Genomic DNA, 13136 nt, shown 5'->3' on the forward strand with positions numbered 1-13136 from the left:
GGCCGATCCCCGCCAAGCGAAGTGCCCGGTTATCCCACCTGGTGGGCCACGGCATACAGAGAGGGTCGGCTGAAACGAATTCGCCGCTCGATCGCTATGATTCCCGACAAAGGAGCAAGACCATGGCGGCAAGGGCATACTGGCAGGGGCAGATCAGGCTGGCCCTCGTCTCGATTCCGGTCGAGATCTACGCGGCGACGAAGAGCGGCGCGCGCATCAGCTTCAACCAGATCCACGAACCCACCGGCAAGCGCATCGCCTACGAAAAGGTCGTGCCCGGCATCGGCCCGGTCGATCGCGACGAGATCATCCGCGGCTACGAGGTGTCGAAGGGCAACTACGTCTTGCTGGGGGACGACGAGATCGAGGCGGTCAAGGTCGAGAGCAAGCGCACGCTCGAACTGGTGCAATTCGTCGATGCCGACGAGATCGACCCCCTCTATTACGAGAAACCCTATTACGTCGCGCCGCAGGACGAACTGGCCGAAGAGGCCTTCATCGTGCTGCGCGAAGCGCTGCGCAAGGCGAAGAAGATCGCGCTCGGCCAACTGTCGGTGCGCGGGCAGGAGAAGCTGGTCGCGATCAAGCCCTGCGGCAATGGGCTGCTCCTGGAAACCCTGCGCTATGCCGACGAGGTAAAGCAGGGGCAGAGCTTCTTTCGCGAGATCGGTGCGGAAAAGCCGAAGAAGGAACTGCTCGACCTTGCCACCGCGCTGATCGACCAGCGCAGCGCGCCGTTCGACGCGAGCGAATTCCACGACCGCTATGCCGACGCCCTGCAGAAGCTGATCGAGAAGAAGGCGAAGTCGAAGACGGGCAAGAAGATCCTCGAGGAGGTCGAGGAGCCGGCGTCAAAGGGATCGAACGTCATCGACCTGATGGCAGCCCTCAAGCAGTCGGTCGGCCAGCCGGGCAAAGCCGCCGCAAAGCCTGCGAGCAAGGCACCGACAACCACCCGCAAACGCAAGAGCTCCTGATGGAACTCAACGACCCTGTCCTTGTCCACTGGATCGATTTCGATCTCCTGTCGCGTCTCGGCATCGCGGCGATCATCGGCCTGCTGCTCGGCCTCGACCGCGAGATGCGCGGGCATCCCGCCGGCATCCGCACGCATGGGCTGATATGCTTTGCCGCTGCGGCGATGACCGTCTCGCTCCTCGACCTTTACAGCGAACTCGGCGCAAACCGGGCCGATCCGTTGCGCATCTACGAGGCGGCCGGCGCCTTCGTCGGCATCATCGGCGCGGGGCTGATCGTCTTCAGCAAGGGACAGGTCCACAACCTGACCACGGCGGCGCACCTGTGGCTGGCGGCGGTCATCGGCATTGCCTGCGGCGCGGCGCAATGGCCACTGGTGCTGATCGCCTCGCTGGTCGCGGTGGTGATGCTGACAATCCTGCGGGTGTTCGAAAGCAAGCGCGACGTGGCCCGGATCGGCGCCGACGAGGACGAGGGATCGGCCGATGAGCAAGGCTGACCGCCTTGCCGAATACAACGCGAAGCGCGACTTCGCGAAGACCGCCGAGCCTGCGGGCAAGGCGGCGAGCAGCAAGGGCGGCAATCTCTTCATCGTCCAGAAGCACGACGCGACCCGCCTGCACTGGGACCTGAGGCTCGAGGCCGATGGCGTGATGAAGAGCTGGGCGGTGACCAAGGGCCCCTCGCCCGATCCCGACATCAAGCGGCTGGCGGTGCGGACCGAGGATCATCCTCTGTCCTATGCCGAGTTCGAGGGCACGATCCCCAAAGGCGAATACGGCGGCGGCACGGTCATGCTGTGGGATCGCGGCACCTGGGCGCCGGTCGCGGGCAAGAGCGCCAGCGACATCGAGGAAGGCCACCTGCACTTCACTCTGCAGGGCGAGCGGATGAAAGGCGAATGGCTGTTGATCCGCCTGAAGCCCAAGCCCGGCGAGAAACGAGAGAACTGGCTGCTGCGCAAGATCGGCGATCAATTCGCGCAGGACGGCGATCCGCTGGTCGAGCAGGCGTTGACCAGCGTGCTGACCGGCCGCTCGATGGCCGAGATCGCTGCCGACAAGGGGGGTGAATTCTCGCTTCAGGGCAGGAAGGACGACGCCTTCCTCGCGCAGATGGAAAAGGCTTCGGCGCACAATGCCGGCAAGGCCCAATCCAAGGCCAAGCGCAAGGCCCGCTCGAAGAACATGCCCGCGAAAGACGCGCCGTTGCCGAAGTTTCGCCCGCCGCAACTGGCCACGCTGGTCGATGAGGTCCCCGCCGGCAACGGCTGGATTCACGAAATCAAGTTCGACGGGTATCGCGCGCTGGTCGCGGCGAAGGGCAGCGACGTTCGCGTCTGGACCCGCAACGGCAAAGACTGGACCGACAAGTTCGGCCCACTGGTCGAGGCCATCGCCGCGCTCGATCTGCCCTCGTGCCTGATCGACGGCGAGATCGTCGCCACCGATGCCGGGGGCAACCCCGATTTTTCGACCCTGCAGTCGGTGCTGAAGCGCGGGCACGGATCGCAGGGCAGGAACGATGCGCTGCAATTCCACGCCTTCGACCTGCTCGAACTGGGCGGGCAGGACCTGACCGCCCTGCCCAACATCGAGCGCAAGGAAAGGCTGGAGGCGCTGCTGGGCGCGGCGACGCCGCCGATTCATGTCGCCGATCACGTCATCGGCGCGGGCGAGAAACTCTACAAGGCGATGTGTGCGGCCGGTCAGGAAGGGATCATCGCCAAGAAGATCGACGCGCCTTACGCCTCGCGCCGCAGCAAGGCCTGGGTGAAGGTGAAATGCACCCGCCGGCAGGAATTCGTCATCGTCGGCTTCAAGGCGTCGAAGGCGAAGGGTCGCCCGTTCTCGTCTCTGCTGCTGGCCCAGAACGAGGGTGAGCGCGGGGGCGGCACGCTGGTCTACAAGGGCAACGTCGGCACCGGCTTCGATGGCGACACGATGGAGGCGCTTTCCGGCAAGTTCCGCTCTCGCGTGCGCAAGACGGCGCCGGTCGAGGTCGGGCGAGCAGAGGCGCGCGGCGTGACGTGGCTGAGGCCCGACCTCGTCGCGGAGATCGCCTTTGCCGAATTCACCGCCGATGGCCGGGTCCGGCACGGCAACTTCATCAGCCTGCGCGGCGACAAGCCGGCGGAACAGGTTCAGCCGGAAATCGCCGTCGACGCCCCGCCGGTCGAGGAACCGGTGGCGATCAGCAGCCGCGACCGGGTGATCTTTCCCGAATCCGGCCAGACCAAGGGGCAGCTCGCCGACTATTATGCCATGATCGCACCGATCATGCTGCCTTTCGCGGCGCGCCGCCCGGTCAGCCTCGTCCGCTGCCCGCAGGGGCGCGGCAAGAAGTGCTTCTTCCAGAAGCACGACAGCGGCGCGTTCGGCGATGCGGTGCATCACGTGCCCATCCGCGAAAAGGACGGCGGGGCGGAGGATTATCTTTACGTCGAGGACATGCGCGGGCTGCTGCAGTGCGTGCAGATGGGCACGATCGAATTCCACGGCTGGGCCGCGCGCAGCGACGAGGTGGAAAAGCCCGATCGGCTGATCTTCGACCTCGACCCCGACGAGGGGCTTGACTTCGCGGCGGTGAAACAGGCGGCCAAGGACATCCGCGACCGGCTTTCCGATCTTGGCCTCGCCAGCTTCGCCATGCTGTCGGGCGGCAAGGGCGTTCATGTCGTCGTGCCCCTGACCCCCGGACATTCGTGGGACGCGCACAAGGACTTCGCGAAACGCTTTGCCGAGGCGCTGTCGCTGGCCGAACCCGAACGCTTCGTCGCGACGATGAGCAAGGCCAAGCGCAAGGGGCGCATCTTCATCGACTGGCTGCGCAACCAGCGCGGATCGACCGCCGTGCTGCCCTATTCGGCGCGCGCCCGCGCTGGTGCGCCGGTCGCGGTGCCGATCGCCTGGGGCGAACTCGACGCGCAGGCCAACGCCCATCCCTTCAGCATCGACGATGCCAAACGGCTGCTCGACCGGGCGGCATCGAAGACTCTCGCCGGCTGGGGCTTTGCTGAGCAGTCGTTACCCGACATCTGACCACGCCGATCGCGGCGCACCCCCTTCACGAAGCGGCAACCTTGCGGCATCACTGTGCCGGAAAGTCCATCGAAGAGGAGAACGAAGCCATGGCCAGCCCCTGGGAAAGTGCCGACGGCGGCATGATCGTCACCACCACCCCGACCGTGCAGGGCCGCGAGATCAGCGGCTATCTCGGCATCGTCACCGGCGAGGTGATCGTCGGCGCAAACCTGTTCCGCGACCTCTTCGCCTCGATCACCGATCTCGTCGGCGGCCGTTCGGGCAAGTACGAGGAAGTCCTCGCCCGCGCCCGGCGCGAGGCCATTTCCGAGATGAAGGAAGAGGCTATGAAGCTGGGCGGCAATGCCGTCGTTGGCGTCGATCTCGACTACGAGGTGCTGGGCCAGAACGGTTCGATGCTGATGGTCAGCTGCTCGGGCACCGCGGTGGTGCTGGGCTGACGGGGCGCGACGGGGCAGGGCGCGCGCCCCGCCCCGTCCTGCCATGCCTTTCGGGGCCAATCATTTTTCGGAATTGTCCTGCGTCCGGCAGGACACTCTCTGGTGCGGTCGAGAAGACTCGAACTTCCACGGGCTTTCGCCCACAACGACCTCAACGTTGCGCGTCTACCAATTCCGCCACGACCGCACCTGGAGTAGGAAGCAGCCGTTCGTCCCGGTGGGGTGCGAAGGGGGCCGTCCCTTGGTAGGCGCGTGCCATTAGCAACGGACCGAGAGGTGCGCAACAACCTTTATCGAAGGAATCGCCGCGTCCGCGAAAACGCCGGCGCGGGCGCCGGTCAGCCGGCCTTCCAGCCGATCTCGACCAGCCGGGCGGAGGCGGGAACGTCGGTCACCGCCTCGTTGATCGAGACGGTCTCGCCCGGGGCGATCTCGCGCTTGGGCGGCTCCAGCTCCCAAGTGTAGACGATGCGGTCCTGCGCGTCGCGCAGCACGACCTGCACGTCGGGCACCCGTTCGGTCGCCTTGCCGATATTGGTCACCGTGCCGCTGGCGGCGAAGAACTGCAGACCGTTGGGCAGGGTGCGGCGATCCTGCTTGTCGGCGGGAAAGTCGAGTTCGAGGTTTTCCGAGGGCGGGGCAAAGGCGACCTGACCGACCGGCAGCCACGCCGGCGCGCCGTAGTAGCGCACCGCGGCAAAGGCGGCGGCGGCCACCGCCAGCAGGACGAGGACGACGACGAGGATCAGCTTCAGCCGCGAACGGCGCGGGGCGGGCTCGTCCTCCCATTCCTCGACCGCGACGGATTCGTCGACCGTCGCCTCTTCGGCGGCCATCGGCTCGACTCGGATCGGCGCGGGCGCCGGTTCGGGTTCCGGCTCGGCCAGCGGCTGCTCGGCCATCGGCGGTTCGGCGGTCGGCTGTTCGGGCGGCTGGCGATCTTCGTTCTGGTCGGACCACGCACCGGGCGTGGTCGGCATCGTCTCGCCATGTGGCACGGGTCCCTCGGCGGGTCTCGCCCCCATCGGGCCCAGATAGCCCATGCCGCCATCGAAGGGGCGAGCCTGTGCGTAGGGCGATGCAGGCGGACTGCCGGGCTGCCCGGCAAAGGCCTCGGACCCGGGCGAGGCCGGGCGGGTGTCGGGGGTGTGGGGCTGGGCGAAATCGGGTTCGGGCTGCGGCGCTTGCGGCTCGGGGGCGGCTTCGTCCCAGCCGCCGCTGGTCGGCGCGGGCGGAGCCACCGGGCTGGCGAAATCGTCGGCGGCCGCTTCGCCACCGTCGCCCTTTTCGAACCAGGAATGGCGGCACTTGGCACACCGCACGGTGCGGCCTTCGGCGGGGATCGCGCCGTCCGGCACGGAATAGCGCGTCTGGCAGGCGGGGCAGGCGATCTGCATGAAGCGGACTAAACATCGCCGACGAATCGGGGGCAAGAGTCCGGCGCGCAGTTACTTGCACGCCCGGTGCTTTATCCACACCAATGGGCTGGAAATCGCGCCGCGCCGGGCGCTAGAAGCGGCGCAGACCCGATGTCCGCCCGTTGCGGCGACAGCGAACCGACAGGATCCGTGACCGCCACCCCGCCCCGAACCGAACTGCGCACCGATGCCCGCACGCTCGATCTTGCCAAACCCGGCTTCGGTTCGACGAGCGGGCCGATCGTGCGGTTCGAGAACGTCGGCCTGCGCTACGGCGCGGGGCGCGAGGTCCTATCCGACATCACCTTCAAGCTGCACCCGGGCCGCTTCTATTTCCTGACCGGCGCATCGGGCGCGGGCAAGTCGACGCTGCTGCGGCTCCTCTACCTCGCGCAGCAGCCGTCGCGCGGGGCGATCACCATGTTCGGAGAGGACGCGGCCAGCCTGTCGCGCGCGCGCCGCCCCGACCTGCGCCGCCGGATCGGCGTGGTGTTCCAGGATTTCCGCCTGGTCCCCCATCTCACCGTCTTCGACAACGTCGCCCTGCCGCTGCGGCTGGCGGGCGTGGCGGAGGAGGAACTGGCCGGGCCGGTCACCGACATGATCGAATGGGTCGGACTGACCGGCGCCATCGACCAGCGCCCCTCGACGCTTTCGGGCGGCGAGCAGCAGCGCGTCGCCATCGCCCGCGCGGTGATCACCCGGCCCGAACTGCTCGTCGCGGACGAGCCCACCGGCAACGTCGATCCGCAGATGGCGGTGCGGCTGCTCTACCTGTTCTCCTCGATGAACAAGCTGGGCACCACCGTCGTGCTGGCGACGCACGACACCTCGCTGATGCACCGCCAGCCCGACGCCGCGGTCTTGCGGCTGGAACGGGGGCGGCTGGTCGATCCGACCGGCATGATCCGCAATCCGCCCGAACGGAAGCGCGGGCCATGATCCTGACCCGCAAGGAACAGGCGAGGCTGTTTGCGCGCGAGGGCTTCGGCCGGGTGCGCGGCCTGTTCGCGCCGCGTGCCGCCAGCGCCCCGCTGCTGAGCCATAAGGCGGTGGCGGGGCCGGTGCCGTGGGTCATCGCGATCATGACCGCGCTGACGGTCGTGGCCGCGGCGGGCGGGCTGGCGCTGGCCTCCATCGCGCGCACGGCGCAGGCCGACCTTGCCGGCGGCATCACCGTGCAGATCGCCGGCCCGGCGGCGGGAGAGGCCGACCGGCAGGCCCGCGCGGCCCTGGCGGTGCTGTCGGGGGCCGAGGGCGTCGCGTCGACAAGGCGGCTGGGCGCAGGCGAACGCGAGGATCTGCTGCGCCCTTGGCTGGGCGATGCGACGCTCCGCACCGGCGCCTCGGGCGAGGACGACCTGCTGGTCATGCCCGAACTTATCGAGGTGCGGCTTTCGGGCGCCAGCGACCCCGCTGCGGTCGACCGGGTGCGGACCCTGCTCGCGAAGGCCGCGCCCGATGCCAGCGCCAGCGCCGACATGGACTGGCTCGGCCCTTTGCGCGAGGCGATCTCGGCGCTGCAGTGGCTGGCTGTGGCGCTCGTCGCGCTGCTCGTCTCCGCGACGACGGCGGCGGTCCTGCTGGCCAGCCGCAGCGCACTGACCGCCAATCGCGAGACGATCGAGATCATGCATCTTCTGGGCGCGCACGACCTGCAGGTGGCGCGCATGTTCCAGCGCTCCGCGGCGCTCAGCGCGGCGGCGGGCGGCGCGGCTGGCTTTGCCGTGGCGGAGGCGACGATCCTCGTCCTTGCGGGCAAGTTCGCCGCGCTCGGCCCCGGCAGCAGCGCGGCGGGCCTGCGCTGGTTCGACTGGGTGGTGCTGGTCCTCATCCCCGTGGCGGGCGTCGGGCTGGCGGCGGTGACCGCCCGGCTGACCGTGCTCGCGACGCTGCGCCGGATGCCCTGACGCGCTTTTGCACGGGAAGGGTCGCGCTCGCGCATTGCGGGTCGGGCGCAGCGGGCCTAACTATCCGCAACGATGTTCCGACGCCTCTTCGCCTCCATCCTGCTCGCCTGGGCGCTCGGCTTCGCCGCGTTCGCGTTGATGCTGCCGCGCCCGGCGGATGGGTCGAAGACCGACGGGATCGTCGTCGTCACCGGCGGACCGGGCCGCATCGCGCGGGGGATAGAGGCGCTGGACAAGGGCTGGTCGAAGCAGCTTCTCGTCTCGGGCGTCGATTCCGAAGTGAAGCCCGCCGAGCTGGCCGAGGAGTACGAAATCCCCGCCCGCTTGATGGAATGCTGCATCACGCTGGGCTACGATGCGGTCGACACCCGCTCCAACGCGTCGGAGACCGCGGCCTGGGCACGGGATCGCAAGATCGCCTCGGTCCGCCTCGTCACCAGCGACTGGCACATGCGCCGCGCCGCGCACGACCTGGAGGCGGTGGTCGGCCCCGACGTCAAGGTGCTGCGCGACGCGGTGCCGACGCGCGAACCGCGGCTGTCGATGCTGTTCCTCGAATATCACAAGCTGATCTTCGGCCACATCGCGCGCTGGCTGGACCTGTAAGGGACGACCGGCGTGCGGCACGTGCGGACATGGCTGTTCAAGCTTGCTTTCTATGGCGGCAGCGTGGTGATCCTCGTGCTCTGTTCGATCGCCCTGCTGCTGCCGCGCGCGGTCATCATGTGGCTGTGCCAGTTCTGGTCGCGCTATCACCGGGCCTGCTGCAACGGCGTCCTCGGCATTCGCGCGCGGGTCGAGGGCCGGCGGCATGACGGGCAGGCGCTCTACGCGATGAAGCACGAAAGCTTCTACGAGGCGATCGATGCACCGACGTTCCTCGAAGGGCCGGTCATCCCCTTTGCCAAGATCGAGCTGATGCGCCTGCCGCTGTGGGGCCGCGCCGCCAGTCGCTACGGCATGATCGGGGTCGAGCGCGACGCCGGCGCGCGGGCGGTGCGCCACATCACCCGCGCCGCGCGCGAACGCCTGCCCGAAGGCCGCGACTTCGTGATCTTTCCCGAAGGAACGCGGGTGCCGCACGATCGCGCCGGTCCGCTGCAGGCGGGGCTCTACGCGATCTACAAGATTCTCGGCCTGCCGCTGGTGCCGGTGGCGGTGGACAGCGGGCCGCTGTACCAGGCGCGGCCGATGCGCGGCGGCACGATCACCTATCGCATCGGCGAAGCGATTCCCCCCGGTCTCCCGCGCGAGGAGCTGGAGGCGCGGGTCCACGCCGCGATCAACGCGCTGAACGACCCGCCCGACAACGCCGGCCAGCCGCCCGCCTGAACCGCCGCTCAGTCGGTGGCGGCTTCGTCCTCCGGGAGCGGATGGACGTGGTCGGACCGGCCGAAGTCGGGCCGGGCGTCGTCCTGCCCTTCCTCGATGATCGAGCGGCGGATCTCGCGCGTCTTGGCGAAATGGCCGAACAGCTCGTCGCCCTTTCCCCAGCGGATCGCGCGTTGCAGCGCGGTGAGATCCTCGGAAAAGCGCTGCAGGATTTCCAGCACCGCGTCCTTGTTCGACAGGAACACGTCGCGCCACATCGTCGGGTCGCTCGCCGCGATGCGGGTGAAGTCGCGGAAGCCGCCCGCCGAATACTTGATGACCTCGCCGCGGGTCACTTCCTCGAGGTCGGAGGCGGTGCCGACGATGGTATAGGCGATGAGGTGGGGCACGTGGCTGGTCACCGCGAGGACGAGATCGTGGTGGTCGGGCGCCATCGTCTCGACCGTGGCGCCGATCCGCCGCCAGAAGGCGATGACCCGCACCGTCGCCTCGGGCGGGGCGCCCTTGATCGGGGTGACGATGCACCAGCGGTTCTGGAACAGCGAGGCGAAGCCCGCCTCCGGCCCGGAATGCTCGGTGCCCGCAACCGGGTGGGCTGGGACGATGACCTGGCCCGGCAGTTCCTTCGCGATCGCCTCGGCCACCGAGACCTTGCACGAACCGACGTCGGAGACGACGCAGTCCGGCTTCAGCTTGCCCGTCAGCATCGCGGCGACCGTGCCCATCGAGCGGACCGGGACGCAGAGCACGACGAGGTCGGCATCGGCGACGGCGGCCTCCAGGCTGTCCGGCACCTGATGGGCCAGGCCCCGGTTGCGGGCGACGGCGCGCACGCTCGAATCGGCGTCCCAGCCCGACACGCGGGCGGCGGGCATGTATTCCTGCACCGCAAGGCCGACCGAGCCGCCGATGAGGCCGAGGCCGATGATCGTGACATTGGCGAAGGGGACGTCGGCGCTCATCGGGCGGCCTCCGCCGCGTGCTGGATCGCGGCGGTCACCGCGTCCATCTGCGCCGCCGTGCCGATGGTGATGCGCAGCGCATCGGGCAGGCCCTGCCCCGGCAGGTGGCGAACGGCGAAGCCCGCCCCGGCTATGGCATCCATCGCCGCCTCTGCCGAAAGGGCCCCTTCGAACAGGACGAGGACGAAGTTGGCCTTGCTCGGCACCGGGCGGATGCCGTGATTGCCCAGCGCCGTCATCGCCGCTTCGAAGCGGGTGCGCTCGGCGGCGTTGTGGTCGCGGCTGGCGCGCACGAAATCGGCATCGCGCAGCGCGGCGACCGCCGCCGCCTGCCCGGCCAGCCCGACGTTGAACGGCCCGCGGATGCGGTTCAGCACATCGACGATCCCCGGCGCGGCATAGCCCCAGCCGATCCGGTCGCCGGCTAGGCCGTAGATCTTCGAAAAGGTCCGGGTGACGAGCACGTTGGCTTGGGCCTGCGCCAGCGCGAGGCCGCCGTCGTCCTCTTGCGGATAGAGGTATTCGCCATAGGCCTGGTCGACGACCAGCAGCACGTCGGGCCGCAGCCCGGCATGGAGCCGCGCCAGTTCGGCGGGTGGCAGCCAGGTGCCGGTCGGGTTGTTGGGATTGGCGACGAAGACGACGCGGGTCTTCTTCGTCACGCAGGCCAGCAGGGCATCGACATCGGTGCCGTAGTCGCGATCGGGCGCGACCACCGGCGTCGCCCCGCAGCGCCGGGCGGCGATATCGTAGACGGCAAAGCCGTAGCGGACGTAGACCACCTCGTCGCCGGGCCCGGCAAAGCCCTGCGCGGCAAGGTTGAGCAGTTCGTCGCTGCCGGTGCCGCAGACGATGCGCGCCGGGTCCAGCCCGTGCACTTCGCCCAGCACTTCGCGCAGCGCCCGGCTGTCGGGGTCGGGATACGTCGCAGGCGCGCTCGCCCCGGCCCGCGCGGCGAGCGCGGCGGCGCTGGTGCCCAGCGGGTTCTCGTTGGCCGAAAGCTTGATCAGCGGGCGTCCGTCGGCGCCCGCCGACTTGCCCGGGACATAGGCATGGATGGCGGCGATCCACGGCTTGGGAGCGGGAACGTTTGCGGTTGCGGATCCGGTGCCTGACATGCGGGCGGCTCTAAAGGGCGGCGGGGCAAGATCAAATGTATCTTTTGCAACCATGCTCCGGCTTGCGCGGAAAGCAACGCGCCTGCCACCTGCGGCGTTGACAGGGGCAGCGCTTCGCCGCAATCCCGGCGCCCCATGGCAACGCGCCTCGAACCCCTGACCGCGGGCCACGTGCTCGAGCTCGCAGAACCGCTGCCGCTGGACAGCGGGCGCAGCCTAGCGGGCGTGCGCATCGCCTACGAGACGTACGGCACGCTGAACCCGGACGCGTCGAACGCGATCCTCATCTGCCATGCGCTGACCGGCGACCAGCACGTCGCCAGCCCGCACCCGATCACCGGCAAGCCGGGCTGGTGGATCCGCATGGTCGGCCCCGGCAAGCCGATCGACACCGACCGCTTCTTCGTCATTTGTGCCAACGTCATCGGCTCGTGCATGGGTTCGTCCGGCCCCGCCAGCCCGGCGGACGACGGGCGGCCCTGGGGCATGCGCTTTCCGGTCATCACCATCCGCGACATGGTCCGCGCCCAGGTCGCGCTGGTCGATGCGCTGGGCATCGCGAAGCTGCACGCGGTCGTCGGCGGATCGATGGGCGGGATGCAGGCGCTGAGTTGGGCGGCCAATTTCGGCGACCGGATCGATGCGGCGCTGGTCATCGCCAGCACCTCGCGCCATTCGGCCCAGAACATCGCCTTCCACGAAGTCGGGCGGCAGGCGATCATGGCGGATCCGGCTTGGGCGGGCGGCGACTATTACTCCGCCGACGGGTCGGACCCGCGCAAGAGCGGGCCGGAAGCGGGCCTTGCCGTCGCGCGCATGGCCGCGCACATTACCTACCTGTCGGAACAGGGCCTGACCGAGAAGTTCGGCCGCCGCCTGCAGGACCGGCCCGACGGCAGCAAGGGGGCCAAGACCTTCGGCTTCGACGCCGATTTCCAGGTCGAATCGTACCTGCGCTACCAAGGCCTGTCGTTTACCGACCGGTTCGACGCGAACTCGTACCTCTACATCACCCGGGCGATGGACTATTTCGACCTGGCAGAGGAGGCGGGCGGCAAGCTGGCCGACGCCTTTGCCGGCACGAGGGCGCGGTTCTGCCTCGTCAGCTTCGATACCGACTGGCTCTACCCCACCGGCGAATCGCGGACCATCGCCCATGCCCTGAACGCGCAAGGCCTGCCGGTCAGCTTCGTCGAGCTGTCCGCCCCCTACGGCCACGACAGCTTCCTGCTCGACGTGCCGGAACTGGACCGGGTCGTCGCGGGGTTCCTGCAATGAGCCCGCTGACCCCCGGCGCGTTGCGCCCCGACCTCGCGGTCATCGCCGATCATGTCGAGCCGGGGGCGCGGGTGCTCGACATCGGCTGCGGCGACGGCGAACTGATGGCGGCGCTGACCGCCAAGGGCTGCGACGCGCGCGGGCTGGAACTCGATCCCGGCAATGTCGCCGCCTGCGTCGGGCGCGGCCTGTCGGTGATGCAGGGCGATGCCGATACCGACCTCGCGTTCTATCCGGACCGCAGCGTCGATTACGCCATCCTGTCGCAGACGCTGCAGACCACCCGCCGCCCCGATCTCGTGATCGAGAACCTCTTGCGCATCGCGCCGCGCGGCTTCGTCTCGTTTCCCAATTTCGCGCACTGGCGGGTGCGCCTGTCGCTCCTCCTGGGTGGGCGGATGCCGGTGACGCGGCTGATCCCGGTCGCCTGGTACGAGACGCCCAACATCCACCACCTCACCATCGCCGATTTCCGCGCGCTGATGGCCGAACGCGGCATCCGGGCCGAGCAGGCGTGGTACTTCACCAACGGTCGCCCGTCGCAGCAGGCAATGGCCAACCTGACGGCGGAACACGCGGTTTTCCTCGTCTCGCGCTGACGGTCCACAGGGGGTGGAAAACTCGCGCGGCGGATTGCCGCGGCGCCCCCTTGCACC

Annotated in this window: 13 protein-coding genes and 1 tRNA gene; 10 read left to right on the forward strand and 4 right to left on the reverse strand. The window is 68.9% G+C overall.

Annotated features, from left to right (window positions below; all coding sequences use genetic code 11):
* The first annotated feature begins 122 nt into the window (after positions 1 to 122).
* The 4 genes from J2X37_RS05660 (at position 123) to J2X37_RS05675 (ending at position 4462) form a co-directional block, all read left to right on the forward strand.
* Positions 123 to 977 (forward strand): Ku protein, encoded by an 855-nt coding sequence (locus J2X37_RS05660; RefSeq protein WP_310018757.1) that lies wholly within the window; start codon positions 123 to 125, stop codon positions 975 to 977.
* A complete protein-coding gene (locus J2X37_RS05665; protein ID WP_310018758.1) occupies positions 977 to 1477 on the forward strand; it encodes an MgtC/SapB family protein in 501 nt (166 codons plus the stop codon). The genes J2X37_RS05660 and J2X37_RS05665 overlap by 1 nt, the downstream gene beginning before the upstream one ends.
* The gene (gene ligD, locus J2X37_RS05670) at positions 1464 to 4019 is read left to right on the forward strand and encodes a DNA ligase D (protein WP_310018759.1); all 2556 of its coding nucleotides are present in this window, start codon (positions 1464 to 1466) and stop codon (positions 4017 to 4019) included. The genes J2X37_RS05665 and ligD overlap by 14 nt, the downstream gene beginning before the upstream one ends.
* Positions 4020 to 4141: 122 nt before the next feature.
* Positions 4142 to 4462 (forward strand): YbjQ family protein, encoded by a 321-nt coding sequence (locus J2X37_RS05675; protein ID WP_310019519.1) that lies wholly within the window; start codon positions 4142 to 4144, stop codon positions 4460 to 4462.
* 100 nt (positions 4463 to 4562) lie between these two features.
* Here J2X37_RS05675 and J2X37_RS05680 read toward each other — a convergent pair.
* Together J2X37_RS05680 and J2X37_RS05685 are read right to left on the reverse strand one after the other, a co-directional pair.
* Positions 4563 to 4649, reverse strand: a tRNA-Leu gene (locus J2X37_RS05680).
* Positions 4650 to 4800: 151 nt separating this feature from the next.
* A complete protein-coding gene (locus J2X37_RS05685; protein WP_310018762.1) occupies positions 4801 to 5859 on the reverse strand; it encodes a zinc-ribbon domain-containing protein in 1059 nt (352 codons plus the stop codon).
* 261 nt (positions 5860 to 6120) lie between these two features.
* Here J2X37_RS05685 and ftsE point away from each other — a divergent pair, with 261 nt between their 5' ends.
* The 4 genes from ftsE (at position 6121) to J2X37_RS05705 (ending at position 9122) form a co-directional block, all read left to right on the forward strand.
* On the forward strand, positions 6121 to 6822 hold the full coding sequence (ftsE, locus tag J2X37_RS05690; RefSeq protein ID WP_310019521.1) for a cell division ATP-binding protein FtsE: 702 nt from the start codon (positions 6121 to 6123) through the stop codon (positions 6820 to 6822).
* Positions 6819 to 7790: a cell division protein gene (locus tag J2X37_RS05695; protein ID WP_310018764.1), complete on the forward strand. Its 972-nt coding sequence runs from the start codon at positions 6819 to 6821 to the stop codon at positions 7788 to 7790. The genes ftsE and J2X37_RS05695 overlap by 4 nt, the downstream gene beginning before the upstream one ends.
* Before the next feature lie 72 nt (positions 7791 to 7862).
* Positions 7863 to 8396 carry a YdcF family protein gene (locus tag J2X37_RS05700; RefSeq protein ID WP_310018766.1) on the forward strand — a complete coding sequence of 178 codons (534 nt, stop codon included), beginning with the start codon at positions 7863 to 7865 and terminating at the stop codon, positions 8394 to 8396.
* Positions 8397 to 8408: 12 nt separating this feature from the next.
* Positions 8409 to 9122 carry a lysophospholipid acyltransferase family protein gene (locus tag J2X37_RS05705; protein ID WP_310018768.1) on the forward strand — a complete coding sequence of 238 codons (714 nt, stop codon included), beginning with the start codon at positions 8409 to 8411 and terminating at the stop codon, positions 9120 to 9122.
* Positions 9123 to 9130: 8 nt separating this feature from the next.
* On the opposite strand, the gene J2X37_RS05710 is transcribed toward J2X37_RS05705, so the two are convergent.
* Together J2X37_RS05710 and J2X37_RS05715 are read right to left on the reverse strand one after the other, a co-directional pair.
* On the reverse strand, positions 9131 to 10084 hold the full coding sequence (locus tag J2X37_RS05710) for a prephenate/arogenate dehydrogenase family protein (protein ID WP_310018770.1): 954 nt from the start codon (positions 10082 to 10084) through the stop codon (positions 9131 to 9133).
* The gene (locus tag J2X37_RS05715; RefSeq protein WP_310018772.1) at positions 10081 to 11202 is read right to left on the reverse strand and encodes a histidinol-phosphate transaminase; all 1122 of its coding nucleotides are present in this window, start codon (positions 11200 to 11202) and stop codon (positions 10081 to 10083) included. The genes J2X37_RS05710 and J2X37_RS05715 overlap by 4 nt, the downstream gene beginning before the upstream one ends.
* 135 nt (positions 11203 to 11337) lie before the next feature.
* On the opposite strand from J2X37_RS05715, the gene J2X37_RS05720 reads away from it, so the two are divergent.
* On the forward strand, positions 11338 to 12480 hold the full coding sequence (locus tag J2X37_RS05720) for a homoserine O-acetyltransferase (protein WP_310018774.1): 1143 nt from the start codon (positions 11338 to 11340) through the stop codon (positions 12478 to 12480).
* Positions 12477 to 13079 carry a methionine biosynthesis protein MetW gene (gene metW, locus J2X37_RS05725; RefSeq protein WP_310018775.1) on the forward strand — a complete coding sequence of 201 codons (603 nt, stop codon included), beginning with the start codon at positions 12477 to 12479 and terminating at the stop codon, positions 13077 to 13079. The genes J2X37_RS05720 and metW overlap by 4 nt, the downstream gene beginning before the upstream one ends.
* Positions 13080 to 13136: the final 57 nt, after the last annotated feature.

This window comes from Croceicoccus sp. BE223 (assembly GCF_031457155.1).
Classification (GTDB): Bacteria; Pseudomonadota; Alphaproteobacteria; order Sphingomonadales; family Sphingomonadaceae; genus Croceicoccus.

Excerpts from the sequence above, each read along its gene's own strand:
- J2X37_RS05720 (WP_310018774.1), top strand. The coding sequence starts at position 11,338 with ATGGCAACGCGCCTCGAACCCCTGACCGCGGGCCACGTGCTCGAGCTC.
- J2X37_RS05695 (WP_310018764.1), top strand. The coding sequence starts at position 6,819 with ATGATCCTGACCCGCAAGGAACAGGCGAGGCTGTTTGCGCGCGAGGGC.
- J2X37_RS05660 (WP_310018757.1), top strand. The coding sequence starts at position 123 with ATGGCGGCAAGGGCATACTGGCAGGGGCAGATCAGGCTGGCCCTCGTC.
- J2X37_RS05675 (WP_310019519.1), top strand. The coding sequence starts at position 4,142 with ATGATCGTCACCACCACCCCGACCGTGCAGGGCCGCGAGATCAGCGGC.
- metW (WP_310018775.1), top strand. The coding sequence starts at position 12,477 with ATGAGCCCGCTGACCCCCGGCGCGTTGCGCCCCGACCTCGCGGTCATC.
- ligD (WP_310018759.1), top strand. The coding sequence starts at position 1,464 with ATGAGCAAGGCTGACCGCCTTGCCGAATACAACGCGAAGCGCGACTTC.
- J2X37_RS05665 (WP_310018758.1), top strand. The coding sequence starts at position 977 with ATGGAACTCAACGACCCTGTCCTTGTCCACTGGATCGATTTCGATCTC.
- J2X37_RS05685 (WP_310018762.1), bottom strand. The coding sequence starts at position 5,859 with ATGCAGATCGCCTGCCCCGCCTGCCAGACGCGCTATTCCGTGCCGGAC.
- J2X37_RS05715 (WP_310018772.1), bottom strand. The coding sequence starts at position 11,202 with ATGTCAGGCACCGGATCCGCAACCGCAAACGTTCCCGCTCCCAAGCCG.
- J2X37_RS05710 (WP_310018770.1), bottom strand. The coding sequence starts at position 10,084 with ATGAGCGCCGACGTCCCCTTCGCCAATGTCACGATCATCGGCCTCGGC.
- J2X37_RS05700 (WP_310018766.1), top strand. The coding sequence starts at position 7,863 with ATGTTCCGACGCCTCTTCGCCTCCATCCTGCTCGCCTGGGCGCTCGGC.